The sequence below is a fragment of the Nitrososphaera sp. genome (genome assembly GCF_037447015.1).
In the GTDB taxonomy this organism is placed as follows: Archaea; Thermoproteota; Nitrososphaeria; order Nitrososphaerales; family Nitrososphaeraceae; genus Nitrososphaera.
In genome coordinates, this window is sequence record NZ_JBBIHK010000029.1 from 1 (window position 1) to 23,318 (window position 23,318).

Here is a 23,318-nt window from a genome sequence, read left to right on the forward strand (position 1 = left end):
TAGTTGGTGCCTGTTCCGGAGAGGGAGAAGGTAGTATCACCGCCACCAGCTGCTGCTGATGGAGCGGCCATTGCAGGAGCCGCTGCAGGCGCGGGTTTTGGAGCGGCGGCTGCAGTCTGCGTCGGCGGTGGTGGTGGTGCCGTGGCGCTCCTTGCCTTGGGGTTCTTTGCCAGTGGCGTGAGCTCTTCAAGCTTTTTGATTGCCTGCTCCAGCGTCAGCTTTTCTGCCTTTTGGTAATGGGCGATGAGCTTGTCGCCTATCTTGGTGTTGCGTATTATAGTGTCAATGACCATCTTGGCGTTCCTGTCGGCCGTCTGGCGGTAGTTCCTTATCCAGTACGGGTCGCCAAAGTATTCTATCTGCCTTATCTGGTAGATGAGGTCGACGACCTCGCCGGTCACTATCTCGACTGTAATGTTCAGGTCGGCAGACAGGTCTTCGCCGGTTACGGGGTCGACGCCCTTTTCGCTCCACTTGTGGGTGACGTATATCCTGTCGGCGTGGGTCTGCATGGCAAAACCGGAGCTGCGCAGGTCGTTCTGTATGCTGGCAATGTCGGCTTTGTCCGTGATCTCTATCGGTATCCTGTAAATGCCAAGCTTGTTCCCGTGTAGCGGGTAAACTCCCCTCTTGGCCGTCTCTGAAAGCATCGTCCAGACCCTGTCCTTGAGCAAGGCAGACATGTGTGTGTCGCTGCTTTCCTAGGCAGCTGAATGGTCTAAAAGCATTTCGTTTTGGGAACCCGGCTTTTGTGGCATGGCTGAGGGTTTGGGGGGAGGAGGGGAAGAGGAGAAAGGCGCGAGGCAGGCAAGTGTAACTGCCACCGCCCGCAAAACTCGTTTATTCCATTTCTGTCAAGATATATACCAAGATGTCTGGCAGAGACGACGCTAGCGGTGGCGGCAGCAAAACCAGCCAGGTACTGGAGCAGGGAGACATATTCTTCTTTTACAGGCCAAAGGTGGAGGCCGAGGAGGTGAGTGGCCTGGAGGACGTCCAGCGCTTTTACATGGTCATGGCGCCTGAAGGGGGCATGTACAGGCTGTTTGTGATAGGCCAGAAGCAGCTGCCCGGGATAGAAAAGGGCGGGTCGACGCCGGAAGAGAGGAGCTGGGCGCTAAACGTGCTCACCACGTCCAATCCTGACGACATCAGGGAAAAGCTGCTGGCAGAAGAATACGGCACAAAGACAAGGGGCAGGAGGAGGGTGCCGGCGGCAACCCCTGCAGGAGAGGGCAAGTATTGCATCGTAAGCCACGGCGGCGACCACACAGAGCTTGCGTACGTGCTAGAGCTGCCAGAGCTGCCGGGCCCGACGCAGCAAGAATTCGAGATAAAGAAGGAGGCAGGCTACATCATTGCGGTCAAAAACCCGGATGTCGCCGGCGGCCCCGGCTTTGAGCGTGGCGAAAAGCCCCGCTACACGGCAGAGATGATGAAAAAGTTTGCCGGCGGCAGGCGCTGGATAGACGCCGAGCCGGAGATGCTCGACTATGAAAACACGCAGGTGCTGCTTATAGGCGCAAGGGAAAGGGGCGTGCAGGACGAGCTTGGCATAACCCTGGTAGACAAGAGCGAGGCCGAAAGCGCCGCCAGGCTCTTTAGCGAGCTAAAGCTCAGGAAGAAAGAGGTGCCGACGAGGCCGCTTGAAAAAGGCAGGAGGAGAGGGGGAAGACAAGAGAAAGAGTGGAGGCTTGCAAGTGGCAGCAGGGCCGAAGCATGACCAAATGTAGCGCATGGCTGCCTGCCGCTGCCTGCTGCTGCCGCTGCCAACACCATTATTCGTCGTCAGGGCACGTCATTTCCCTGATCGCCCTGTAGCGCTTTTCCATGTCTTCGGCCTTTTGCACGACCTGCTCCAGCGCGTACTGCGACTTGGGGAAATACCACCTTATGCCCACCTTGTGGCCTATGCCGTCCATGTCGTGGATCATGCCCCGCTCGGCCTCGACGCCGTACTTTTCGTCCACGGCGCGCTCTCTCACCTCAAGGCCCCGCTTGGTCTTGTCCTCCATGACCAGAAACGGCGGCCTGTCGTAGATAAAGTAAAACTGCCCCTTTTTCACCAGGTCTGAAGGGGGCTGTTGCTGCTGGGTCATTATGCTTTCCCCGGTAAAAGGAGGGAAGGGAGGGCTTATTTCTCTATCGGGTTGCCTATCATGTTGCCCCACTCGGTCCACGAGCCGTCATAGTTCCTGACGGACGGATAGCCAAGCAGGTATTTCAGCACGAACCAGCTGTGCGACGAGCGCTCGCCTATCCTGCAATAAGCAATGACGTGCTTGTCCGGCGTCACGCCCTTGCCTTCGTACAGCGCCTTCAGCTCGTCGGCGCTCTTGAAAGTGCCGTCTGCATCTTTCACGGCCTGCGCCCAGGGGATGTTCTTGGCTCCCGGGATGTGGCCGCCGCGCTGGGCGTGCTCCATCGGGTACTCGGGCGGGGCGGTTATCTCGCCCGTGAATTCCTTGGGCGAGCGCACGTCTACAAGCACGGTCTGGTCGGCCTTTTCAAGGGCCCTCCTCACGTCTGGCATGTAGGCCCGGACGCCTTCGTCCGGCGGGTTTGCGACGTATTTTGTCGGCTGCGCAACCTGCGGCTCGTCCTTTGTGTACTCTCTTTTCTCAAGCTCCCACTTTTTGCGGCCGCCGTTCATTATCTTCATCTTTTTGTGGCCGTAATACTGGAAGACCCAGAACGCAAAGGCTGCAAACCAGTTGTTGAAATCGCCATACAGCACGAGCTCGGTGTCAGGCGTAGCCCCCACCCTGCCCATGAGGGCTTCAAACTGCTGCTTGCTGATGATGTCCCTCCTCACGGGATCGTTGATGTCCTTTTTCCACCACACCAGATGAGCCCCAGGTATGTGCCCCTGCCTGTACGCGTTTTCAGGGTCATAGTCGACTTCGAGTATCCTGATGTTTGGGTTTTTCAGGTTGGCCGCTACCCAGTCAGTCTCGCAGAGTACTTCAGGATGAGAATAGCTCACCATACAGTATCATCATGAACAAAAGCCCGCACACGTACTTAAAACCTTTGCAAAGAGGTGCTAGGATCGCTGCTAGCGCCGCTATACGTCAAAAAGGTACAGGCCCTCGGCGCGCAGCCTGGCGGCCGCACTGCAGTTCAGGACCCTGACCACAGCCCGGCCCCCTTCCGGCCCGAGCAGATCCAGAAAGGCGCCTTCAAGCCTGTCCGGCCTCGATACCAGCACTCTCCGCAGGCGGTCCTTTCCCCCGAAGCGTTCCTCGAGCTTTTCCTCAAGGATGGGGTACACCTTTGGCCCAAGCAGGTCTCGCAGCTGGCCCAGAACGCATTCGGCGACCCGGTCAGCAAGCATCGTCGTACCGTTTTTGGAACTCCGAGTGGAGGAGACAGGACTGGAATAAGGGTGGTGGGGACGGCTATTGTCCATAACTGGCGCAATACTGCCCATGATATAAGCTAGGTGCAATTACAATATTGCAAGAGGTTCGCCTGCACGCGCCGGTATGCATATGCTTCTTCAGTATGCAGATCAGAGGCGCAGGCCGTCGTTGTTATTTGAGTCAAAGCCGGCCCTGCTCTCGTCCACTTCTATAACCAGCGTGTCGTCGGTAAAGCTGACCCGTGACGGATAGCCGACCCCTGCTATCATGGCCTCGTAGTGGTGCTTGAAAAAATACGACCACTTTCTCCCCATGTCGTGCCTTATTGTAAACCGCCGGACCCTGCCGTCCGTTGCTTCTGTGAACGCAAAGCCGGACTTGCGCAGTCGGCCCCGCAGCACCTTGTAGTAGGCCGCAAGCGTGTCCTCGCCCACCATCAGGATCCGGATTTCAGAGCTTTCTCTGGCCGCGGCCTCGGCTATCGCTTTGAGCGTACCTTCGTCGAGCGCGTCAAACAGCCGGCGCAGGACTGGCCTCTGCAGCACGACCCATCCTGCCTCTATGGCAAAGAGGTCCCACTCGACTTACGCCCGGAATATCCTGTTTGCAAGCGCGTTAAAGCTGAGCCCGGACCTTGCCGCCTGGGTCTTCAGGACCTCTACAATGTCCTCATCTATCCTCACAGTGATCCCGCTCTCGGGCAACGCCGCTACCTACTACACATACAAGTACGCAAGACGCACCTAAAACAGACTCTTCTCTTGTCGCCGTTTTTTGCCGCTGTGCCACTCCCACCATCTCTTTCTCTTTTTTTTCTGCGCGGCTGCAAGGCAAGGCATTTTAAGAACGACGCTTGCAATAGCGTGATGAAGGGTAGTAGTTTGGGGACATGGCGGCCAGGATCCGCGGCGTTGCTATAATCACAAAGAGAAAGAGCGACGAGGCAAAAGCGGCAGCGGCCAGGATTGCCAAGATGCTTGCCGCGCAGGGCGTGCGCGCCTTTGCGGTCTCGCCGCTCAAGCTCAAGGGCTGCGACGAGCTGGAGCCGGACGAAGTGAAGGACAGGGCCGACCTAGTATTTGCAGTAGGCGGCGACGGGACGACGCTCAAGGCGTTCCGCACCATACCGGGCAACCTGCCCCTCCTCAGCATCAACGTTGGCGGCCACAGGGGCATACTGTCCGAAGTCTATACCGAAAACATGGAGAGGGCGATCAGGGACATACTTGCCGGCAGGGGCTTTTACGATTCCAGGATAAGGATACAGGCGTCGCTGGCTTCAGGAGGCAACGGCAACAAGAACACTTTCCCGCCGGCGCTCAACGAGATCCTGATAACCAGGGCAGACATGTCAAGGACGCCGACTGTCACGGTAAAGGTGCTGGGCGACGAGATCAGCCACAGGATGGACGGCATCGTGATAGCGACTCCCACCGGCTCGACGGGCCACAACCTGTCGCTCGGGGGCCCCGTCCTTCATGAAGGGATGAGCTGCCTGATACTGACCCCCATTGCGCCGGTGAACAAGATGCCGCAGCTCGTGATACCGGTGGAAGAAATAGTGGTCAAGATGAGCCACAAGGCGCACATCATAATCGACGGCCAGGAGAACTATATCCTAAAGCCTGGGCAGGAGGTGCGCATAGCGCGCCACCCGCAGGACGTGAGGTTTTTGCGCCTCCAGAAAAAGGGCATGAGGCAGCTGGCCAAGCTTGGCTTTTGAATCCTTCAAATACGTGCTGGACGCCTCGGCCTTTTACGCCGGGACGCCGTTCCTGTCCGGCGCCAAGTGCGCCACGACCACCGCAGTCCTGGACGAGGTAAAGCACGTCAGGGCCGCGGCGACAGAGGCCCTTATCGACGCAGGCAACCTGGCAATCATCGACCCGGATGACATGGCAACGGAAGCGGTAACGTCAGCGGCGCGCAGGACAGGCGACCTTCCGAGGCTGTCGGTGGCAGACATCTCGGTGCTGGCCCTTGCCCTGCAGCTGAAAGCGGTGCTGGTGTCTGACGACTATGCCCTTGCAAACGTGGCTGCCACCATCGGGGTCAGGGTGCAGATGTCCTCCGGCAAGGGGCTCAGGCAGGTCAGGAAATACACCCGTTACTGCAGCGCCTGCGGCAGGGCATTTGGCCCCGACGCCAGAGAGTGCCCGCTGTGCGGCAACGCCCTGAAAAGGAAATACAGAAGTAAAAAAGAAGCAGTCAGCGGATAGGGTTCCTGCGCATCGCCCAGTCGATTATCGAGCCGTCGTACAGCCGGACCTTGTCATAGCCGGCCAGGCGGAACTGCATGTACTTGTGCGACGCCCTCATGCCAGAGTGGCAGTAGCAGACTACCTCCTTGTCTGGCGCTATCCCCTTGCTTTCAAACTCTTTGCGGAGCTCGTCTGCGGCCAGGAACGCCGTGCCGTTTTGCCCTACGCCGTCCTCCCAGTTGAGCAGGACGGAATCCGGCACGCGCGCCTGCATGTGCTCCTGCGGCGTGCGCGCGTCCACCACGACAAATGAGGGGTCGCCCTTTCTTGCCTTGATGGTTTCGGCGTCTGCGCGGATCTCCTGGCGCGGGCTCGACTTGAACTGGGCAGGCTGCGGCTGCGCAGACATCTCGCGGCTCGTAGGCAGGCCGAGCGCCTTCCACCCCTGGTAGCCGATGTCCAGCATGACCGTGTCAGGGTGGCCGTGGTACAGCAGGCTCCATGCGACCCTTGCCGGCGTCGGGTCGTCCGGCTCGCCGTAAACAACCACTTTTTTAGAGCTGTCGATGCCGTAACTTCCAAACACCTTTTCTGCCGTCTGGCCGTCTATGACCAGGTTGGCGCCGTTCTGTGCTATCGTCACCACCATTTCTATGCCAAAAGGCAGGGCGTTCTTTATGTGGCCAAACCGGTAGGGCATGCTGCCCCGGGTGTCGAGTATGACCACGCCGGGGTTATCGAGATTGGCTGCAAGCCACTTGCTGTCCACAGTCACCATATCGCACGGGATTGAGCGCAAGGCGTTATTATATCATTCACGTGCATTTCTGTCCCCTGCCTCTCCTCTCCCCTCTCCTTCCATCTCCTCCTCCCTATCCACCCTCTTCTTTGTCCTCAAAAAGCGTGCGCTGGATCACCGTGTCGGTTTTTGCGGCCGAATCGAGGATCCTGCGCAGGCGCTGGGCGCGCGCAAGGCCAAAGCCCTGTATGGTCGCAAGCTCGGCCGCCGACGCGTTGAGCGCCCGCTGAGGCGTCTTGAACTTTTCAAGCATCCGGGCAGCCAGCTTGTCGCCTACGCCCGGCACCGACGAAAGCACGTGCAGCTGCTGGAGGTAGACCGGGTTTTCCTTCCGTATCTTTTTCAGGAGCGGCCCCGCAGCCATCCCTGCTGCCCCCCTGCCTGAGCTCTTTGTGAGCGTGTGGAGCAGCATCGCAGTCTGCCCGGCGTCCGGCGCGTGGAGCACCGGTATGCGGAACTCTATCGCCACGGTGGCAAGCGCGTCGTACGCAAGGGGCAGGCGCTCCTGCAACCTCTTCAGCCTGCTTTCCCTGCCCCCGTTGCCACCATTATTGCTGCCATTATCATCATCATTGCCACCGCCGCCGTCGTTGCTGCTGATGATGATATCATCAGGGATCTCCTGCAGCATCGCAAGGTCGCCCTGCACTACCAGCACCGGCTTGGCGTAATGCTTGACAAGCTCTGAGCACTGGACGTACAGGCGGCCGTCGTATATCGAGTGCACAAGGTCAAAGACGGTCTTGCGCTCGACCGCCGTCTCGGGCGAAACGATATAGTCGCCCACAGCCAGCCGGGCAAAATCGACTGTGGCGCCTGCCTTTTTCAAAAGGTCCGGTATGCCGCTTGCGCGCTCTCGCTCGTCGACAACTATCCTTCTTTTGTCCGTCGCATCAGGCGCCAAAAGTCAGCAAAAAGGGAAGGGCGCGGCAGGGTTATATTTTATCTCCCTTACTCGGCTTTTGGCTTGGGCCCTGCTGATGCGGCGCCGGCGGCTGGAGCAGGAGAAGTATGCCCCCCTACACTGCCACTGCCACCACCAGCACTGCTCCCGCGTATCATCTCGTTTATCTTGGCCTCGACTTCCTTCAGGTTCTCCTTCACCCGGGTCTCCTGCTTTTCGAGCACCTTGACGCGCGTGGCAGAGAGCTCTTTCTTTTCCTCCAGCTCTTTTATCACGTCGTCCTTTTTCGCCTTGACCATGACAGAGCCGGCGGCCTTGTACACCGCGTCCTCGGCGCCTGCCTTTTTGAGTTCCTCAAGCGCGCGGTCGGTCTCGACGTTTTCAATCTCCAGCTGCTGCTTTTGCATCATTATCGCCTGAAGGTTCTGCTGGAGCTGCTGCAAGCGTGACACCTGCTCCCGGAGCCACGGTGGAAGTTCCTGTTCGCTCATTTGCAGGCGGTAGTAGGCTGAGACGGACATAAAATCATAGCGTTAGGCCCCGGTTGCAGGCAGCAAACGCTGTTTTGTCGCGCTCTGCGGCCCTGGCCCCGACAGCCGGCGAAAGGGGTCTGGTCCGGTTCATTTTTGCGGCATTTACGGCAATAATATTCACTTTTATCGTCCAAGATAGCTGGTATAGGTCACAAATTGGGAAAAACCTTAAACTAGTGTTCATCTCTGCCATTCCAATAATTGCCGCGTGCGCTTGACGACTTCTGTACCAGAGTACAGGGGCTTGACAGCTCCATAAGGTTTGCAGGGGTCGTGGACAGGAAAGGGGTGCTGGTAGGCCGCCACTACCGCAAGGGGCTGTCGCCTCTCCTGACAAGAGAGGAGGTCGAGCTTTCTGCAATGCAGGCCGTGATACGCAGTGCGACGCGGGAAACGCTTGAGGGCAAGCTTGGCAGGGCAGTGTTCTCCATCACTTCATACCAGAAGGTCAAGCGGGCGGCGATACCCATCAGGAAAAACTCGTGGCTGAAGATCCTGATGCTGTCGTTCGATCCGGGCGCAGACGCCGAGGCGATAATCACGGGCAAGGTAATCCCCATGCTCGACACGCTGGACCTGTGATCCGTTTATTTTCTCTCTGCGGCCCGGTCCTTTGCCTTTGCTGTTGTTTTTGCTGCCGATGCCGCCGACCCTATGCACCGGTACGACGCGTCGACCAGCCGCAGGAAAGAGTTGACGTTTGCCCGCAGCGACGCAATGTCGCCGGTCTCTATTTTAAAAACAAGCGAGGAGCCTGTGCGTGAAAAAGCGGTGCGCTCGCCCTTTTCGGCGAGTTTGTGGACATCCGGGGCCAGCGCCGAATAAATAATGTCGGCGGCGGCTGCGGGCGCCAGCTTGCCGATCCTGATCTCAGCTCTGCAGCTTTTCGACGTCAATGTCGTATGCCCCCGAAGCTATCTTGTAGCTGCACTTGGGGCACGCCCATATCCCGGCTGCGAGCCGGCCGAACCGGAGCGATCCGCATGACGGGCAGCGGCGCTTCTTGTGCAGGGTGCGGTATACCTTGCCGTAACGCTTGCGCACCGTGGCACCGAACTTTACTCCGTGGCCCTTGAGGGCAGTCGAGCTCTTTTTATTGGCCATACTTTGTTGTTGCCTCCTTCAATTTCGCCCGCACTTGCTCTCCTTTAATCCTTGCTGTCTCGGCGGCCTTCTTTATCTCCTCGATGGTGAAAGAGCCCGTGTAGCCCTTTTGCAGCGCGCAAAAGCCCTCCTCGGTGGTAGAGATGGTGATGCGCGCGTCCATGGCGCCCTCCTCTTCAGAGACCGGGTCGACCAGTATCGCGTCGCCTATCTTGACCTGCGTTATGGAAACGGGAACGGTTGTGACAGGCATCGGCATCGTCTTGCCCGTGTCTACCACCTTGTCGCCCTGCATCTCCAGCACCGGTATCTTGGCGGTGAGGATGGCCGCCACGGTCGCATATGACGTGGCGTCAAACAGGTTGCCGTCTGCGTTTATCACAGAGCAGTCGACAAATATCGTGTAGACTATTTTGCCGGGGACCAGCACAAGCTTGTCAAGGTCCACCATCTCTGACTCGCGCACCCCCCTGTCGACCACCCTTGCCAGCTCTATCACCTCCTCGTCGGGAGGGCCCGGCTCTGCGTGGGGCGACGCCACCGGGAGCACCTCGGCAGAGACGATGAGGGCGCCCTTGTTCTCCAGCCCCTCAAACGGCTCGCCGGTCTCCACCTTGACGCCTGCAATGACCTCGGTGTTGCCCAGTTTCACCCGGGCAGACCCGTTTGCCTTCTTTATCACGTCTGTTTCGATCTCTAGCGGCCTCTGCTCGTCAAACGCGCGGCCGTCCAGCCTCTTGCCCCGGGCAATGGCTTCAAGCATCTGCTGCTTGCGCAGGTGCTCGACTATTATGGTTGAACGCTTTGAAGTGCTCATTGTTCTTCGCGGACCTCCGTCTCGTTGCCAAAGTATTTCTGCATCAGCGCGTTGCGCTGTATCTCGTAGACCATGTTGCAGCCCTTGATGGCGGTATCGAGGCACTCGTTGAACTGCTCTGGCGTCAGCTTGCCGTCCAGCTGCAGCAGCGTTATCTGGCCCAGGCGGGGCATGTATGCTACTGGCATGTCTGCTCCGCCCTCCTTGTCCTCGGTGTCGTTGATGTCAAGCACAATCTTCTCGTCTACCTTGCCTGCCGCGCACGCCGCGACGATGTCGCGCATGTTGATGCCTGCGTCTGCAAGCGCCACCGACGCCGCCGTGATGCCGGCGCACCTGGAGCCGCCGTCCGACTGCAGCACCTCGACGAACACGTCGATGGCTGTGCGCGGGTAGTCTTCAAGCATCACCGCCGGCTCGAGCGCCTCGCGCATGACTTTGGATATCTCGACCTCCCTCCTTGACGGGGCGGGGTTCTTGCGCGTGTCGGTAGAAAACGGCGACATGTGGTACCTGCACCTCAGGACGCACCTGTCGGACTGCTGCAAGTGCTTTGGATGCACTTCCCTCGGCCCGTAAACTGCCGCGATGATCTTGTTCTTGCCAAACTCGATAAAGGCAGAGCCGTCGGCGTTCTTGACCGTGCCGACGGTGATCTTTACTTCGCGCAGCTCGTCAATGGCGCGTCCGTCCGTTCGCTTTCCATTCTCGTCAATCAAATTTCTTGTCTGTGTCATTTTTGACTTTCAACCTCCTCCTCCTCGTTCTGCGTCATCGCAGAAGTCGCCGTCATCTCGTTGTTGTTGCTGTTGCTGTCTCCTGCTGCTGTCGCCGCCGCTGCCCCTTCAGTCACCTGTGCCCCAGGCTCGGCTGCAGCGGTGGAGGGGCCGTTGCCGCTGCCCTGCTGCTGCGGCGCCGCTGTTGCTGCTGCCATCTCCTGCTGTTGCTGCTGCTGCGGCGCAGGCGCGTCTGGAACGTTCAAGAGTGCCTTTATGCGCTGGGTCAGGTTTGCGGTGTGCGCCTCGTCTTCGACCATCTTGATGGCCTTGACTGCCTGCTCCACGCCCTCCGGGTTCCTGCCGGTGACGACCACGATGCCGTTCTGGCCTATCAGCACCCGGGTCTGCGTCGCCTGCTCTATCGTCTGGATCATCGAGCCGCGCTTGCCTATAAGCCGGGGCACGCGGGTCGCAGATATCTTTAGCAATTCGCCTTTTGCAATTTTGCCAAGGTCGCGGTCCTGTAGCGTCAGCATCGGGTCGCGCGTCCTGTCAAACGCTATCACGCGCGCGGTTATCATGTCGCCGACTGCCAGGTGGCGCCCCATGTCGTCCCTTGCAGGGTTGAAATCCCTGCCAAAGACGTCAGACGCAGGCAGGTGGGCCGGGAAGCACGAGTTGATGTCCACCTCCCACGAAAGCGACGTGTGGTCGACTATCTTGCCTATCACGAGGTCGTTGACGCGGGGTATGTAGACGCCTGACAGCGGTATCACCTTGACGCCGTCCCTGCCCATCTCGGCAATCCCTATCCTCGTCGCGATGAGGGCGTTGCCCGACTTGGTCACGTTCATTATGGGCCTGTAGTTGCCCTCGGCTATCTTGTCTCCGGGTATAACGTACCGTCTCTTCACGTCATGCATGTGTCAGTCAGACCACCATTGCCGGGCACTGCCCGCCGTTGTTTTTGTAGCTGTAGCAGTAGCAGCAGTAGTAGTAACAAAATGCGTCTTCTATTGCCGTCATCATTTCTATTTTCTTTCTCTCCTCTTCTTTCCTGCAAGTACCTACAGGTGACTTATATTTTAACCGGGCGCCGCTAGCCCTCTTTGACCTCGGCCGAGCCCCTGGTCACCGAGCCCAGCCTGTCTATGAAAGTGCCCCTCATGCCGGCGTTCATCTCTATCACCACCCGCAGCGAGCCGTCTGACATCCACTCCTCACCCCTCATGTCGCCGGCGGTCTTGATCACGCTGTAGGACTGGCCGGCAAACTGCGGCGGCACCTTGACTATCAGCTTTACAGTCTCTGACTTTAACGGCAGGATGGAGCGCAGCGCGTCCACCACATCCTTGGCCTGGTCCTCGGCCCTCTTGTGCGGGTCGATGCTCACCCTTGCCTGCTCCATCGCCGCCTCTATCCTCATCACGGGGTGCGGCATGTGCGTCTTGGGGTCTACAAAGCTCTGGTGGATATAGTTCACTATCTGCTTGCGCTTTTCCTCCACCATCTTTCTGCGCTGGTCGGTGGTGAGGTTCAGCTCGCCCCTGGCCATTATCTGCTTTGCCACCTCCATCGAGTCGGCGGTGCGGAAGTGCTTCATCATCTTTTCAGTGGAGGCCCTGGAACCTTTGTTGGCGTCCGAGTATACCTCGTCTGACACAAGTATGCTTGAAATGTCAGACCGCTTGCCCAGTTTGTATTCCAGGGCAGGGTCCGGCTTGACCAGTAGCTCGAACTTGTCCCCCTCGAGCGTGAGGCGCACTATGGTGAACTTGGCGTCCGTCAACAGGGATATTTCCAGTCAGGGTGTATTTATACGCGTGTGTCGGCTGGGCGAAAAATTGCAAGTTTCGGTAGATTTTTAAGAGTGAATTGGCAAAGTTTCGGAGTATTGGCTTCTCCTTCCGTTGAAGTTGTTGAAAAATCCAATGAAAGGATTGTTGTCAAGTTTAACAATATTCCAAGGCAGTACGTGAACGCGCTGAGGAGGCTTGCGATAAGCGAGGTCCCGACGCTTGCCATAGACGACGTCGTCATTCTCGAGAACTCGTCTGTGATGCACGACGAGGCGGTCGCGCACAGGCTTGGGCTCATACCGCTCCGCACCGACCCGGGCAGGTTCGTCATGCCCCACGAGTGCGACTGCGGAAGCACTCTCGGTTGCTCCAAGTGCAGGGTTCTCCTCGTACTGGACGCAGAGGCGACGGACAAGACCAAGGTCGTGACTTCAGGCGAGATGGTGTCTGAAGACGAGATGGTCAGGCCGGTGAGCAAGGACATCCCGGTCGTGGTGCTGGCTCCAAGCCAGAAGCTAAAGTTCGAGGCTTATGCGCGTTTAGGCACGGGCAAGCAGCACGCCAAGTGGCAGCCCACCTCGGCGGCGGTGGTCAAGGACGGCAAGGACGAGGACGAGATCATCCTTGTGCTTGAGACCACGGGCGCGCTGACGGCTGAAGAGATACTGAAGGAGGCCACCGAGCGCCTGCAGTCCAAGATCAAGAATTTCAAGCAGGGCATGGCATCGCTCAAGATGCCCAAGAGCGCCTAGGTACGTTTATTTGGGGATGTTAAAACTTAGGAGCGTATAGAGAGATAGATGCTATCATGTTCGCTAACACTCTAGTTGACAACACGGTCTGGACCCTCCGCAAGGCGTCCAAGGCGAGCAAGGCGCCCATCTGGAAGGATCTCGAAAGCCGCATCTCCGGCCCGAGGTCCAACAGGAGCGAGGTCAACCTGGGCAGGCTTGCGCAGGTTACGAAGGCAAGCGAGGTCGTGATGGTCCCAGGCAAGGTCCTTGGCACCGGCGCGCTTGGCCACAAGCTGACGGTATGCGCTTTTTCGATTTCAGAGACGGCCGTAAAAAAGATAACCGAGGTCGGCGGCAAGGTGATCACCTTGGAAGAGCTGACCAAGAAATATCCGGAAGGCAAAGGGGTGCGCATAATTGGCTGACAACGCTAAAAAGCCGCAGCAGACCATAGTCGTAGACGCGACAAACTGCATCGCAGGCAGGATGTGCTCTCATGTGTCGAAACTGCTGTTGCAGGGCAACAGGGTCGCAATCGTCAACGCTGAAAAGGCGATGCTGTCCGGCAACCGCTATAAAACTATAGAACTGTACAAGGAGCATCTGGAGATCAACTCGGTCACAAACCCGATCCACGGCCCGTTCCACCCGAGGCGGCCCGACACCATCCTGAGCAAGATGGTCAGGGGCATGGTGCCAAAGCAAAAGACGCACGGCATCGAAGCCTACCAGCGTCTCAGGGTATATATCGGGGTGCCGGATGAAATGAAGAACGCCAAGATGCAGACGTTTGAGGATTCCAAGATAACCAAGCCGGAATCATACTATATCTCGATGGGCGACGTCGCCAAGCAGATAGGCTGGAAGGGAGTGCCTTCGGCATGACTACAGGCGCCAAAGTAGACCTCTACCCCGGCCAGAGGAAGACCAGCAAGGCTGTGGCGACTATATCCAAGGGCACGGGCAGGGTCAGGATAAACAACGTCCCGGCAGAGCTTGTGAGGCCAGAGGTGGCAAAGGAGCTTGTCCTTACGCCGCTTACCTTGGTGGGCGAGATGCGCAACAGGGTCGACATCAACGTGCAGGTTGCAGGCGGCGGGTTCATGGGCCAGGCGTTTGCCAGCGCGGTCGCAATATCGAGAGCTCTGACAGGCGATGTCAAGGGCGACAAGGACCCCAGGGAGCACCCGTTCCCCAAGAGCGCACGCGAAGAGATACGCAGAAAGCTTATGGAATACGACAGGCACTTCCTCGCAGGCGACCACAGGCAGTCCGAGTCCAAGAAATTCGGCGGTCCCGGTGCCAGGCGCAGGAAGCAGAAATCGTACCGTTAGCTGCTTCTTCTTTCCCTTTCCTTTCCTTCTTTCATCTTTAGCGTATACACTTTGTACAGCTGGTCAGTCACGCGGTTACGGTACTTCCAGTCTTCCGGGTTCAGATCCATTTCTTCAAACAGGGCCTTCTCCGACGGGTGCAGCATGCTGTAGACGTCCTCGCCTATCGAGATGCGGTTTGGCCCTGTGAGCGACGTTATCTTGGCAGCAATGTTCATGCAGTAGCCAAGGATGTCGATTGGCGAGCTCCTGTCGTGGCCGTACTGCACGATGACGTTTTCGCCTTCGTCGATGCCGATCTTGACCCCAAGCTCGGGATAGTCGTACTGGTTGAGGATGGGGTTGATGCCGTTTTTCACCACGGTTATCATCGAGCGGGCGCACTGGACTGCCTTGTCGCACGCCATGTACCTGTTATAGCTTGCAGGAAAGAACGCGATGACGGCGTCGCCCACGTACTTGAGCACGTACCCGCCGTGGCTCTCCACCACCGACGACATCTCTTGCGTGAACGACCTGATGATGGTCACAAGCTTGTCGACCGGCAGCGACATGCTCATGTTGGTCGAGCCGACCAGGTCTGCGTACATTATGACCAGCGGGATTTTGCTGCTGACGTGGTTCAGGAGGTAGTCCTGCGCCGGCTTGAGCGACGAGTCATATTGGTACCGGCGCTTGAGCGCGCGCCAGAGCCTGTCCTGCGTCTGTGCCACGAGGGTCTCCGAGTCGACGACCACCGCGGCACGCCGCGAGCTTTCGCCGCCACCACCGTCGCCGTCGCCATCGCCCATAATCATGCCTACAAGGTTCTTGCTGGTGCTGTTGCCACTATCGTCATTGTCGTCGCTGTTATCATTGGCTTCTTTTTTCTCCCTTTCCCTCTTTTCCGCCGCAGCGCCGCCGCCACTGCTGTTGCCAGAAGTGGCACTGTTCTCCTTGTTGTTGCCAGTCACGTCAGCCAGCCACCCATCTATCCAGCCAGCCCGATCTTGGAGCCGGTGAGATTTAAAGTCACTGAGATTATATGCCCGGCGCACATGCAACAACAGGCAGCATGAGGCTGCCGCTCAAGGGCAACGACTCTTTTGCAAAGGAGGCAAACGCCGCTTTTGAAAAGGTGCAGGAGGCATACCTTGCATCTATAAAGCCGGCAGTGGAGATGCGCAAGGCAAACGCGATGCTGGGCGACGGCACGGTCACGCAGGTCGACACATTCGACCCGCAGAACGTGCAGACGTTTTACCAGCGGCTGACAAACCAGCTCGAAGGCTGGCTTGCGACAGGCATTTCAAGGTCGAACACGGACGACCTGCACCGCCTGTTCTGCCAGTTCAACAGAGAAGTCAGCAGTAGTAGTGGTAGCGGTAGTGGTGGTAGTGGTAGTAGTGGCAAGAAGTACCATGTGTCGTGCTATTTCGGGGTGCAGTTCCACGCCCTGCCGTACTACAAGGCAGACAGGAGGGTCATTGAGATACAGAAAGAGCTTGCAGGCATGGCAGACAGCGCGGCGGCCATGTTCCAAGACATGACGGGCAGGGTGGACAGGGCGCTCCAGCAGGAGCTCGAAAAGAGGGGCTTTGCAGACCTCGGCTTTGAAGACCTGTTCACAAAGATGTTTGACGACGACAGGCTGGCAGAAGAGCTGGACAAAAAGGCGGCCGCTGTGGAGGGCGAGTTTGCCGAGTTCCAGGACATGGGCAAGAGAAAGAGCGCGCTCTTTGCCGAGCTGAACGACCTGATGATCGAGCTGTACCAGACGTCGCCTGTTTTCATCGACTACAACAGGCTCATGCAGGGCGAGGAGGGCGCCTGCACTTACATAGACGTCGAGCGCGTCAAGGGCAAAAAGCGCGAGGCGGTGTTTGACACGGCAAAGATACCGGAGCAAGAGGCCGGCGCGGTGGCAGGCGTCGTGCTGGACGTGGCAAAGGCGCTGAAAAAAGCGCGCTAGCCGTATATTCTGCTGTCATTGTTGCTGTTGCTGTTGCTTTACTGCGGCGTCGCTGCCGTCGTTGCCGGCTTTTTTGCAGCGGTTGCAATGAACGCCACCATCGCCGCTATAGCTATGGATGAAGTGGTGGCGCTGTACGCCACCGCAGCGGCAAGCCCCATCCCGTCGTACAGCAGGCCAAAGACGACGTTGGCAGCAAGGAACGCAAGCCCCACGACAAGGTTATACAGCCCGTACGCCGTCGCCCTGTGCTCGCTCCTGGCGTACCTCGGCACGACAGCCCTCTGCACGGTCTCTGCAATGCCGACGTAGGCTCCGTACACCGCCGCCAGCAGGTACGCCTGCGCAACGTCCGTGCCGCTTGCAAGCAGCATGAAAAAGGCGCTTGCAAGGAACGCCCCGTAGGCTGCAGGCAGGAGCTTTTCCCTGCCCACGCGGTCTGCAAGCACGCCCACGGGGTAGCCCACCAAGGTGTGGGCCGCGTTTATGGCGAGGTAGACGAGCATTATCTGGCTGTCGGCCACGCCAATGTCAGACGCGCGCACGAGCACAAAGGAAAAGTTGAACGCGCCGAGGCTGAACACGCCCATGATTGCCAGGAGGAACACGAACCTCCTTTCCGCAAGCACCGCCCTGACGTTTCGCAAAACTGACGGCCTGCTTTCTTTACCCTGCCCCTTTGCTATGGGCAGGTCTTTGACAAAGAGCAGCAGTATGACGACTGCTATCGCGCCGGGCACGAGCGAGAGGTAAAAGATGCCGTCAAAGCCGGCGAGCGGGAAAAGGGCAAACGCAAGGGCTGGGCCGGCTATGGCGCCGGCCTGGTCCATCGACCGGTGGAGGCCAAAGTACCGGCCCACTCTGGACGCCGGCGCAGACTCGCTTATCAGGGCGTCGCGGGGAGCCGTGCGGATGCCCTTGCCGACCCTGTCTACCGAGCGCACGAGGAAGGCGTCTGCCCACCCCGCAGCCGCTCCAAACAGCGGCTTGGCCGCGGCCGACAGCGAATACCCCATGACGACCAGAGGCTTGCGCCTTTGCATCCTGTCTGACATGGCGCCAGAGCCCATCCTCACGGTGTAGCCGAGCATCTCTGCCATACCCTCCACCATCCCGAGCGCGGCCCGGGAGATGCCCAGCTGGCCCGTCAGGAACAGCGGCAAGAGCCCAAACACCATCTCAGACGACAGGTCTGTGAAAAAGCTCACAAAGCCAAGGGCGTAGACGTTTTTCTTGTTGTCGCCGCTGTTGCTGTTGCTATCGCTGTTGCTGCCGCCGCCCTCTCTTTCCGCCATGCCCCGGTCCGAGGTTGGAAAGAGCGTGCGGGAATGTAACCATTGCTGCCTTTTTCTTTTCTTGCATCTCTTTCTCTGAAGAGCAGGAAGAGTTCGTTGTTGTTTGTTGTTTGTTAGCCTGCGGCCTCTTCCAGGTTCACGCCGGCGGAGCTTGCCGCCCCCCTGTCCTGTGCCGACGAAGGAGAGGGAGGAGAGCTCGCCTTTGGCTGCTCCCCCATCTTTGAGATGTACAGGACGCGCTGCGGGAACGGTATCTCGACGCCGTTTGCGTCGAGCACCACCTTGACCTGCTCGAGCAGCTGCTTTTTCATCTCGAACCAGGCCGAAAAGGGCACCCAGCACCAGACGTTGATGTTGACGGACGAGTCTGCAAGCACGTCGACGTACAGGTCGGGCGCAGGCTCGACAAGCACCAGCGGCGTCTCTGACAGGCTCTTCTTTATCAGGGCAATCACGCGGGCGGCGTCTTCCTTGTAGGCTATGCCTATCGTCATGTCGACGCGCCGGGCCACCGTGGTCGAAAAGTTGCGTATCTCCGACAGGAACACGTCGCTGTTTGGCAGCCTGACGTACGTGCCGTCGAACATGCGCAGGCGCGACGACAGGGCAGTCACCTCGACAATGACGCCAGCGACCTCGGGCAGCTTGCCCGTTACGAGCACGGGGTCGCCTATCTTGAACGGCTTGTCTATGTGCAGAAATATCCCGGAGATGAGGTTTGAGAACAGCGACTGGGTCGCAAAGCCTATGATGATGCCGGCAAAGCCGCCTGCGATGAAAAGGCCGGAGAGGTCGAGGCCGGAGACGCCAAGCGCCGAGAGGAGAGCGATGGCTACTATGCCGTAATAGAGGGTTCTGCCGGTCGCCCGCCTTGCGTCCGGCGGCAGGCGCGAGCCGATGTAGCGCGTGGCAAGGATCCTGGCCGTGTGCGCAACCACAAAGCCGGCTACAATTATCGCTATTGTCAGCAGGATCCCGGAGGGCGCCACCTCCGCCCCGAGCACGTTTATCTTTTCAGGCAGCCCGAGGAACGTCGAAGTGGCGTTGACGACATCTTCTGCCAAGTCTGCACAAAATTGCAGGTTCGGCTATGTATAGGTGTTGTCTCCTCCTCCTTTTTATGCCTGCAAGATGGACGGCCACAAATGGCCGGAAAGATTTACTAGTCAATGCCGGCTTTTTCAGGGCGTGCAGGATCGTCTTGGCAGGTACGTGCTGCGGCACGGGATGCAGGACTATTCCGTCACGCTCGGCAGCAACAGGCTCGTCCTTGACTGCACAAGCAGGGAAAAGGCGTTTGTATACCGGCGCTATCATGTAGGCGACAACGGCAGTGGCAGTGAGGAGCTCAAGGCCGAGTCGATAATAATGACCGACGAGGAGGAGGCTGTGGTCGGGGTATTCCCCATACCGCCGTTCCAGACGCCCAAGGCCGTGGCAAGGAACGTCTACCTGAAATTCAAGTCGCACATAGTGCTTGACCAGAAAAGCGAAGCAGTGCTGTATTCAAAGGTGCCAGTCGAGATAGGCGTGTTCCGCCAGTCAAAGGATGAAGAACTGCTGCTGGACGCCTTTTCGATTGGCATACAGCAGTACGCGCTCTATGGGCCGCCAGAGACAGGGGTCGTGTGCAGGTTCAAAGAGTCCGAGGTGAGCCCCGTAGAATCCCAGATAGAGGCCAAAAAGTACGAAGAGGCCATAGTCAGGATACGCATCGCAAACATGATAGACAACGTCGTCAAGGTGAGCAAGGTGATAATCCCCATGGAGGGCATCATCATAGACCACGCCCACGACGACGCGTGGGTGCCCGGCACCGTTGACATGACGCTCGACGCGGCGTTTGGCAAGGACGTGGTCAACGTCCGGCTGCTTGGCACAAAGGCCAAGAGGGCCGACAAGACCAGCCGGCTCCAGAAGGAGGAGACCATCACGTTCTACATGGACGCAGGCTACTGAACCACGTGTATCAGGCCGGCCAGGTTCCTCTTGGGCTTGGGCTGCAGCGTCTTTTGCGGGTAGCCGATGCACAGGATGGACGAGGGCACGAGGTCGGTCGAGAGCGCCTCCATCACCTTTTTCTCGTCTATCATGCCTATCCACACCGACGAGAGGCCCAGTGCGTGTGCCGCCAGCTGCGCGTACGCCGCTGCAAGCGTGGCGTCCTGCACAGAGAATTTCCTTATTATTTCCGGCGGAAAGTTGAGCTTGACCCTTTCAGGGTTCATGCAGAACACGAGCACTTCTGGCGCGCTGACGTAGGGCTGCCTGTTTGCTGCTTCGACCAGCCGGGTTTTTGTCTCCTGGTTCTTTACGTGGAATATCTCGAACCCCTGGAACCCGCCTGCGGTAGGCGCCGTGTCTGCCGCTGCAAATATCATCTCCATCTTCCAGTCCTCCACAGGCTTGCTTTCGAACTTGCGCTGCGACCTGCGGTTCAGCATGACGTTGAATATGTTGGTCTGCAGGATGTCCTCGGCGCCTACGACTGCCTCGGCCTGCTCCTCCTTCGGGTACAGCTTTTCGCTTTCCTCGCCTGCGTAGAGCCGCGTCAATATGTCTGACGGATACACGCTTTAGATGGCGCGTGCTTTGCTGAAATGCTTTTCTTTTTTTCTTTCTTTTATTCCTGCACCGGCAGGGTTCTTAGCACCATCTTTTCAAGGTCGAACGTGCGCACAAGGTGGTTGTTCGTGTCTGCGATGTACAGCACGTTGCCTTTCTGTTTCACGTCTGACGGCTCGTACAGGCCCAGCGTGTCGCACGACGGGTCGTCCAGCCGGCACATTGTCTTCATGTCCGCTTTGCCCACCAGCGTCGATACCTTCTGTTCGGCAAGGTCGATGAGCCTTATCGCGTGGTTGTACGTGTCAGCGACGTAAACTTTGTTGCCGGCGCAGTGGACGCCAAGCGGGTGCTGCAGGCGCGCCTGCTCCACGGGCCCGTCCCGGTGGCCAAACTCGAACAGCCCGGCGCCCACGAGCGTATAGACCTGCTGCCCTCCTTTCTTTGATGACGATAGATCGATCAGGCGGACGGCAGACACTTCGCTGTCTGCGACTAGCAAAAAGGTGCCGTACAGCGACAGCCCGCTTGGCTGCGCAAACTGGGCGTCTGCAAGCGAGCCGTCCACGATGTTTTCATAGCCAGAGCCGGCAAAGGGCCCTATCCTCCCAGATCCGGCATGGTAGGCCCAGATCTGGTGCAGGCCGGCCATCGCGATAAAGAGGAACCCGCTTGCGGCGTCGTATGCGAGGTCCCAGGGCGAGCTCAGCCTCGTCGCCCTGGCGTCGTTTGCCCCAGGCACCCACTGGCCCTGCCTGCCGTCGCCGGCCAGCGTCTTTACTGTCTGCGAGGCAAGGTCTATCTCGCGCAGGGCGTGGTTCTCCGTGTCGGCGACGTACAGCTTTTCATTGCCGGCCCAGGCAAGCCCCTGCGGGCGGAAAAAGCGCGCCTCTGCAAAGCCGCCGTCCTGCAGCCCCCGCTCGCCGCTTCCTATCCTGCCCTTCACCTTGCCGGTTTCAGGGTCGACCAGCAGGACGCGGTTGTGGTTAGAATCGCTTATCGCAAGCGTCTTTTGGTCAGGTGAAAAGGCCAGCTTGCCCGGGTACGACAGCGTGCTTTTCTTCTTGTGAGCTGGCCTTTCTATCCTGACGGGCTCTTGCGCAAGCGTCCCGGCCTTTCTGTGCTGCTCCAGCAGCACCGATATCACGTCGTCCAGCTCGTCCCGCCGGCCCTCGCCTGCCTGCTGGTAGACCACGTTGCCCTTTGGGTCGATGATGACTATGGTGGGCCACGCAGTCACGCTGTACGAGCGCCAAATCTCCATGTCCCTGTCGGCCACCACCGGGTGCGATATCTCGTACCTGCCAATTGCCTCCCGTATGTTTGCAGCCACCTGCTCGTTTGAGAATTTCGCAGAGTGCACCCCGATAAAGACCACGGGCTGGCCGCTGTATTTCTTTTCCAGCCACTCAAGGGTCGGCAGCGTGTGCATGCAGTTTATGCAGCAGTACGTCCAGAAATCGAGCACGACGACGTGCCCCTTCAGCTCGTGCAGGGAAAGCGGCCTGTCCACGTTGAGCCATTCAAAGCCCTGCGGGAAATCACGCGCCTTGTAGATTCCGGTGCCAGCCGAGATCCGCGGTCTGCCTCCAAGCATTACGCTTCAACTTGGCCTGAATCGGATTTAAACTTGCATGTATGCATATATACGCTGCAAAGTCAGGCACGCAGAAACAGTTTACGGCACAGACACTTCGCCCTTGTTCAGCCTGATGATGTTCTGGTAGTCCGGCGGCTTGGGCGGCCAGTCCTCCGTCATGTACTTGAAGAACGCCTCCCTGTCGCTGAGCGCCTTGAGCGCGCCGTTGCCTGTGCGCTCGTAGCCGATTGTAGACGAGGTCTTGGCGTTGCCGAGGTGGTGCGCGGCCCCCACGTGCGTCGGGTACACCTCGACGCTGTCGGCAAGCTCCAGCAGACGGCGCAGGCTGTCGTAGAGCCTGTCGGACTTGTCCCGTGCGTCGCCTCCAAGGTCTATCCTGCCTACGTCGCCTATGAACATGGTGTCGCCTGTCAGCAGCTTGCTGCCGTCGACCAGCACGCAGACGTGGTCGTACGTGTGGCCGGGCGTGTAGATGAACCGCAATTCGTGGTTGCCGAGTTTGATGGCCTGTCCGTCCTTGACAGGGATGGTCTTGAATTTGCTGCCCGATTTTTCGTGCATGTGGACGCCGGCAAGCCCAAACTGCCTTGCCAGGCTGCGCGCCCCGGAGATGTGGTCGGCGTGCGTGTGCGTGTCTATGACGTGCGTTATTTTTGCAAAGCCGGCCTTTTTCGCCTCTTCGACGACGTATTCGGTGTCCAAGAGAGGGTCGATTATCGCGCATTCGCCGGTCTCCTGCGAGCCGACGAGGTAGGTGACGCACCCCGAATCGATCCTTTTTATCTGCCTGAACGCAAGTGTCATGGGGTTATACGGAGTCGGCAACATCTGGCCGGCATAATAACCTTAAATCCACTTTATCGAGTGTGAAAAGGAGGCTCATAGATTAAATACCGTCTCCGGCGCCTTTTTCCACATGGAATGCGCAGTTTACGATACATACGTGCAGAAAAAGGACGGCAAGATAATGCACTTTGACGTCGTGGTGGAGGCAAGCACCCCCCACGACAAGGCCATCGAGTATGGCAAGCAGTACCTGGCGCAGGCGGGCCAGGCCGGCCAGAAGATGACCTCAGAAGAGTGCCAGTTCTGCCACATCCAGGAAGCTCCGCCGTTTGTGGAAAAGTCCATCAAGCAGCAGGGCTACTGGATACAAAAGATGGAAGGCTGCCCGCAGTAAAAGAAAGAAGGAAAAAACTTTCCATTCTTTCTTCCCTTATCCTTTTACCCATTTTTCCGTCCCCGCTATTTCGTCTATCCTGTCTTCAAGCATCGCCAGCCTTTCGGGTTCAAACCCGTAGCGGTGGACGGTCTTTGTAGTGGTGCCATCAAGAGTTATCGACGTTGTCTGCGACGGCAGATCCGTCACCGGCTGCTCGTATCTGTCTCGCAGCGAGAAAAAGCCTGCTTCATAAAACGAGTCGACCAGCTCTTTCACGTCGGACTGCGGGATCTGCGACCTCTGCTCCCCTTCCACCTTTACAAATGCGCGGCCCTCGTAGACCACTACAATTTCAAGACTGTCCCGCAAATCTCGTTATTTACCGTTTTCAGGCTAATTGCCCACTCGTCGGGACAGTTGCTGATATTGTACCTTA

General features: G+C 58.3%; 32 protein-coding genes. 11 read left to right on the plus strand and 21 right to left on the minus strand.

Annotation, left to right across the window (positions count from 1 at the left end; all coding sequences use genetic code 11):
• A partial coding sequence (locus tag WKI84_RS09755; protein ID WP_337863361.1) for a hypothetical protein occupies positions 1–683 on the minus strand: 683 nt, incomplete at its 3' end.
• Between the two features lie 188 nt (positions 684–871).
• On the opposite strand from WKI84_RS09755, the gene WKI84_RS09760 reads away from it, so the two are divergent.
• Positions 872–1,723: a hypothetical protein gene (locus tag WKI84_RS09760; protein WP_337863362.1), complete on the plus strand. Its 852-nt coding sequence runs from the start codon at positions 872–874 to the stop codon at positions 1,721–1,723.
• A gap of 55 nt (positions 1,724–1,778) precedes the next feature.
• Here the strand turns inward: WKI84_RS09760 and WKI84_RS09765 are convergent, their stop codons facing one another.
• The 4 genes from WKI84_RS09765 to WKI84_RS09780 all read right to left on the minus strand — a co-directional run bounded on the left by WKI84_RS09765 (position 1,779) and on the right by WKI84_RS09780 (position 3,910).
• The gene (locus WKI84_RS09765; protein ID WP_337863363.1) at positions 1,779–2,099 is read right to left on the minus strand and encodes a hypothetical protein; all 321 of its coding nucleotides are present in this window, start codon (positions 2,097–2,099) and stop codon (positions 1,779–1,781) included.
• Between the two features lie 35 nt (positions 2,100–2,134).
• Positions 2,135–2,989 carry a sulfurtransferase gene (locus WKI84_RS09770; RefSeq protein WP_337863364.1) on the minus strand — a complete coding sequence of 285 codons (855 nt, stop codon included), beginning with the start codon at positions 2,987–2,989 and terminating at the stop codon, positions 2,135–2,137.
• A gap of 78 nt (positions 2,990–3,067) precedes the next feature.
• Entirely contained in the window at positions 3,068–3,337 is a 270-nt protein-coding gene (locus WKI84_RS09775; protein WP_337863365.1) for a hypothetical protein, read from the minus strand.
• A 177-nt stretch (positions 3,338–3,514) separates the two neighbouring features.
• Complete coding sequence (locus tag WKI84_RS09780; protein ID WP_337863366.1) at positions 3,515–3,910, minus strand: hypothetical protein; 396 nt, start codon at positions 3,908–3,910, stop codon at positions 3,515–3,517.
• Positions 3,911–4,254: 344 nt separating this feature from the next.
• On the opposite strand from WKI84_RS09780, the gene WKI84_RS09785 reads away from it, so the two are divergent.
• Together WKI84_RS09785 and WKI84_RS09790 are read left to right on the plus strand one after the other, a co-directional pair.
• Complete coding sequence (locus WKI84_RS09785) at positions 4,255–5,088, plus strand: NAD(+)/NADH kinase (protein WP_337863367.1); 834 nt, start codon at positions 4,255–4,257, stop codon at positions 5,086–5,088.
• Positions 5,078–5,584 (plus strand): NOB1 family endonuclease, encoded by a 507-nt coding sequence (locus WKI84_RS09790; protein WP_337863368.1) that lies wholly within the window; start codon positions 5,078–5,080, stop codon positions 5,582–5,584. The genes WKI84_RS09785 and WKI84_RS09790 overlap by 11 nt, the downstream gene beginning before the upstream one ends.
• Here the strand turns inward: WKI84_RS09790 and WKI84_RS09795 are convergent.
• From WKI84_RS09795 to WKI84_RS09805, 3 genes are all read right to left on the minus strand, one after another.
• The gene (locus WKI84_RS09795; protein WP_337863369.1) at positions 5,574–6,344 is read right to left on the minus strand and encodes a rhodanese-like domain-containing protein; all 771 of its coding nucleotides are present in this window, start codon (positions 6,342–6,344) and stop codon (positions 5,574–5,576) included. The genes WKI84_RS09790 and WKI84_RS09795 overlap by 11 nt on opposite strands.
• A 94-nt stretch (positions 6,345–6,438) precedes the next feature.
• Entirely contained in the window at positions 6,439–7,269 is an 831-nt protein-coding gene (locus WKI84_RS09800) for an ERCC4 domain-containing protein (protein WP_337863370.1), read from the minus strand.
• A gap of 47 nt (positions 7,270–7,316) precedes the next feature.
• Positions 7,317–7,760: a prefoldin subunit beta gene (locus WKI84_RS09805; RefSeq protein ID WP_337863371.1), complete on the minus strand. Its 444-nt coding sequence runs from the start codon at positions 7,758–7,760 to the stop codon at positions 7,317–7,319.
• Positions 7,761–8,003: 243 nt separating this feature from the next.
• Here WKI84_RS09805 and WKI84_RS09810 point away from each other — a divergent pair, with 243 nt between their 5' ends.
• Positions 8,004–8,384, plus strand: coding sequence for a hypothetical protein (locus WKI84_RS09810; RefSeq protein WP_337863372.1), 381 nt, complete (start codon positions 8,004–8,006; stop codon positions 8,382–8,384).
• A gap of 5 nt (positions 8,385–8,389) precedes the next feature.
• Here WKI84_RS09810 and WKI84_RS09815 read toward each other — a convergent pair whose 3' ends face one another.
• The 6 genes from WKI84_RS09815 to WKI84_RS09840 form a co-directional block, all read right to left on the minus strand.
• A complete protein-coding gene (locus tag WKI84_RS09815) occupies positions 8,390–8,698 on the minus strand; it encodes a KEOPS complex subunit Pcc1 (protein ID WP_337863373.1) in 309 nt (102 codons plus the stop codon).
• Positions 8,673–8,906, minus strand: a complete 234-nt coding sequence (locus WKI84_RS09820) for a 50S ribosomal protein L37 (protein WP_337863374.1) — start codon at positions 8,904–8,906, stop codon at positions 8,673–8,675. Before WKI84_RS09820 ends, WKI84_RS09815 begins: the two co-directional genes overlap by 26 nt.
• Positions 8,896–9,723 carry an exosome complex protein Rrp42 gene (rrp42, locus tag WKI84_RS09825; RefSeq protein ID WP_337863375.1) on the minus strand — a complete coding sequence of 276 codons (828 nt, stop codon included), beginning with the start codon at positions 9,721–9,723 and terminating at the stop codon, positions 8,896–8,898. Before rrp42 ends, WKI84_RS09820 begins: the two co-directional genes overlap by 11 nt.
• A complete protein-coding gene (rrp41, locus tag WKI84_RS09830) occupies positions 9,720–10,460 on the minus strand; it encodes an exosome complex exonuclease Rrp41 (protein ID WP_337863376.1) in 741 nt (246 codons plus the stop codon). The genes rrp42 and rrp41 overlap by 4 nt, the downstream gene beginning before the upstream one ends.
• The gene (rrp4, locus tag WKI84_RS09835; protein WP_337863377.1) at positions 10,457–11,365 is read right to left on the minus strand and encodes an exosome complex RNA-binding protein Rrp4; all 909 of its coding nucleotides are present in this window, start codon (positions 11,363–11,365) and stop codon (positions 10,457–10,459) included. The genes rrp41 and rrp4 overlap by 4 nt, the downstream gene beginning before the upstream one ends.
• 176 nt (positions 11,366–11,541) lie before the next feature.
• Entirely contained in the window at positions 11,542–12,231 is a 690-nt protein-coding gene (locus tag WKI84_RS09840) for a ribosome assembly factor SBDS (protein ID WP_337863378.1), read from the minus strand.
• A gap of 105 nt (positions 12,232–12,336) precedes the next feature.
• On the opposite strand from WKI84_RS09840, the gene WKI84_RS09845 reads away from it, so the two are divergent.
• The 4 genes from WKI84_RS09845 to rpsI are packed head-to-tail and all read left to right on the plus strand — an operon-like array spanning position 12,337 to position 14,309.
• On the plus strand, positions 12,337–12,993 hold the full coding sequence (locus tag WKI84_RS09845) for a DNA-directed RNA polymerase subunit D (RefSeq protein ID WP_337863379.1): 657 nt from the start codon (positions 12,337–12,339) through the stop codon (positions 12,991–12,993).
• A gap of 56 nt (positions 12,994–13,049) precedes the next feature.
• Positions 13,050–13,400, plus strand: a complete 351-nt coding sequence (locus WKI84_RS09850; RefSeq protein ID WP_337863380.1) for a 50S ribosomal protein L18e — start codon at positions 13,050–13,052, stop codon at positions 13,398–13,400.
• A complete protein-coding gene (locus WKI84_RS09855; protein ID WP_337863381.1) occupies positions 13,393–13,860 on the plus strand; it encodes a 50S ribosomal protein L13 in 468 nt (155 codons plus the stop codon). Before WKI84_RS09850 ends, WKI84_RS09855 begins: the two co-directional genes overlap by 8 nt.
• Positions 13,857–14,309 (plus strand): 30S ribosomal protein S9, encoded by a 453-nt coding sequence (gene rpsI, locus WKI84_RS09860; protein ID WP_337863382.1) that lies wholly within the window; start codon positions 13,857–13,859, stop codon positions 14,307–14,309. The genes WKI84_RS09855 and rpsI overlap by 4 nt, the downstream gene beginning before the upstream one ends.
• Here rpsI and WKI84_RS09865 read toward each other — a convergent pair.
• Positions 14,306–15,262 carry an adenylate/guanylate cyclase domain-containing protein gene (locus WKI84_RS09865; protein ID WP_337863383.1) on the minus strand — a complete coding sequence of 319 codons (957 nt, stop codon included), beginning with the start codon at positions 15,260–15,262 and terminating at the stop codon, positions 14,306–14,308. The genes rpsI and WKI84_RS09865 overlap by 4 nt on opposite strands.
• 71 nt (positions 15,263–15,333) lie before the next feature.
• On the opposite strand from WKI84_RS09865, the gene WKI84_RS09870 reads away from it, so the two are divergent.
• Positions 15,334–16,260, plus strand: coding sequence for a hypothetical protein (locus WKI84_RS09870; RefSeq protein ID WP_337863384.1), 927 nt, complete (start codon positions 15,334–15,336; stop codon positions 16,258–16,260).
• Positions 16,261–16,298: 38 nt separating this feature from the next.
• Here the strand turns inward: WKI84_RS09870 and WKI84_RS09875 are convergent, their stop codons facing one another.
• Together WKI84_RS09875 and WKI84_RS09880 are read right to left on the minus strand one after the other, a co-directional pair.
• Positions 16,299–17,555, minus strand: coding sequence for an MFS transporter (locus WKI84_RS09875; RefSeq protein WP_337863385.1), 1,257 nt, complete (start codon positions 17,553–17,555; stop codon positions 16,299–16,301).
• A gap of 113 nt (positions 17,556–17,668) precedes the next feature.
• Complete coding sequence (locus WKI84_RS09880) at positions 17,669–18,619, minus strand: mechanosensitive ion channel family protein (protein WP_337863386.1); 951 nt, start codon at positions 18,617–18,619, stop codon at positions 17,669–17,671.
• Positions 18,620–18,743: 124 nt separating this feature from the next.
• Between WKI84_RS09880 and WKI84_RS09885 the strand changes: the two genes are divergently transcribed.
• Positions 18,744–19,514: a DUF432 domain-containing protein gene (locus WKI84_RS09885; protein ID WP_337863387.1), complete on the plus strand. Its 771-nt coding sequence runs from the start codon at positions 18,744–18,746 to the stop codon at positions 19,512–19,514.
• Here WKI84_RS09885 and WKI84_RS09890 read toward each other — a convergent pair.
• From WKI84_RS09890 to WKI84_RS09900, 3 genes are all read right to left on the minus strand, one after another.
• Positions 19,508–20,128: a nitroreductase family protein gene (locus tag WKI84_RS09890; RefSeq protein ID WP_337863388.1), complete on the minus strand. Its 621-nt coding sequence runs from the start codon at positions 20,126–20,128 to the stop codon at positions 19,508–19,510. The two genes, WKI84_RS09885 and WKI84_RS09890, sit on opposite strands and share 7 nt — an antisense overlap.
• A gap of 50 nt (positions 20,129–20,178) precedes the next feature.
• Positions 20,179–21,717 (minus strand): thioredoxin-like domain-containing protein, encoded by a 1,539-nt coding sequence (locus tag WKI84_RS09895; RefSeq protein ID WP_337863389.1) that lies wholly within the window; start codon positions 21,715–21,717, stop codon positions 20,179–20,181.
• 81 nt (positions 21,718–21,798) lie between these two features.
• Positions 21,799–22,524 (minus strand): MBL fold metallo-hydrolase, encoded by a 726-nt coding sequence (locus WKI84_RS09900; RefSeq protein WP_337863390.1) that lies wholly within the window; start codon positions 22,522–22,524, stop codon positions 21,799–21,801.
• Between the two features lie 112 nt (positions 22,525–22,636).
• Here WKI84_RS09900 and WKI84_RS09905 point away from each other — a divergent pair, with 112 nt between their 5' ends.
• Positions 22,637–22,900: a DUF2024 family protein gene (locus tag WKI84_RS09905; protein WP_337863391.1), complete on the plus strand. Its 264-nt coding sequence runs from the start codon at positions 22,637–22,639 to the stop codon at positions 22,898–22,900.
• 36 nt (positions 22,901–22,936) lie between these two features.
• On the opposite strand, the gene WKI84_RS09910 is transcribed toward WKI84_RS09905, so the two are convergent.
• Entirely contained in the window at positions 22,937–23,251 is a 315-nt protein-coding gene (locus tag WKI84_RS09910; RefSeq protein WP_337863392.1) for a DUF6438 domain-containing protein, read from the minus strand.
• Positions 23,252–23,318: the final 67 nt, after the last annotated feature.

Coding starts and splice junctions, on each gene's coding strand:
- WKI84_RS09785 (WP_337863367.1), top strand. CDS start 4,255: ATGGCGGCCAGGATCCGCGGCGTTGCTATAATCACAAAGAGAAAGAGC.
- WKI84_RS09870 (WP_337863384.1), top strand. CDS start 15,334: ATGCCCGGCGCACATGCAACAACAGGCAGCATGAGGCTGCCGCTCAAG.
- WKI84_RS09765 (WP_337863363.1), bottom strand. CDS start 2,099: ATGACCCAGCAGCAACAGCCCCCTTCAGACCTGGTGAAAAAGGGGCAG.
- rpsI (WP_337863382.1), top strand. CDS start 13,857: ATGACTACAGGCGCCAAAGTAGACCTCTACCCCGGCCAGAGGAAGACC.
- WKI84_RS09775 (WP_337863365.1), bottom strand. CDS start 3,337: ATGCTTGCTGACCGGGTCGCCGAATGCGTTCTGGGCCAGCTGCGAGAC.
- WKI84_RS09760 (WP_337863362.1), top strand. CDS start 872: ATGTCTGGCAGAGACGACGCTAGCGGTGGCGGCAGCAAAACCAGCCAG.
- rrp41 (WP_337863376.1), bottom strand. CDS start 10,460: ATGACACAGACAAGAAATTTGATTGACGAGAATGGAAAGCGAACGGAC.
- WKI84_RS09900 (WP_337863390.1), bottom strand. CDS start 22,524: ATGACACTTGCGTTCAGGCAGATAAAAAGGATCGATTCGGGGTGCGTC.
- WKI84_RS09850 (WP_337863380.1), top strand. CDS start 13,050: ATGTTCGCTAACACTCTAGTTGACAACACGGTCTGGACCCTCCGCAAG.
- WKI84_RS09770 (WP_337863364.1), bottom strand. CDS start 2,989: ATGGTGAGCTATTCTCATCCTGAAGTACTCTGCGAGACTGACTGGGTA.
- WKI84_RS09820 (WP_337863374.1), bottom strand. CDS start 8,906: ATGGCCAATAAAAAGAGCTCGACTGCCCTCAAGGGCCACGGAGTAAAG.
- WKI84_RS09805 (WP_337863371.1), bottom strand. CDS start 7,760: ATGAGCGAACAGGAACTTCCACCGTGGCTCCGGGAGCAGGTGTCACGC.
- WKI84_RS09875 (WP_337863385.1), bottom strand. CDS start 17,555: ATGGCGGAAAGAGAGGGCGGCGGCAGCAACAGCGATAGCAACAGCAAC.
- WKI84_RS09905 (WP_337863391.1), top strand. CDS start 22,637: ATGGAATGCGCAGTTTACGATACATACGTGCAGAAAAAGGACGGCAAG.
- rrp42 (WP_337863375.1), bottom strand. CDS start 9,723: ATGAGCACTTCAAAGCGTTCAACCATAATAGTCGAGCACCTGCGCAAG.
- WKI84_RS09795 (WP_337863369.1), bottom strand. CDS start 6,344: ATGGTGACTGTGGACAGCAAGTGGCTTGCAGCCAATCTCGATAACCCC.
- rrp4 (WP_337863377.1), bottom strand. CDS start 11,365: ATGCATGACGTGAAGAGACGGTACGTTATACCCGGAGACAAGATAGCC.
- WKI84_RS09895 (WP_337863389.1), bottom strand. CDS start 21,717: ATGCTTGGAGGCAGACCGCGGATCTCGGCTGGCACCGGAATCTACAAG.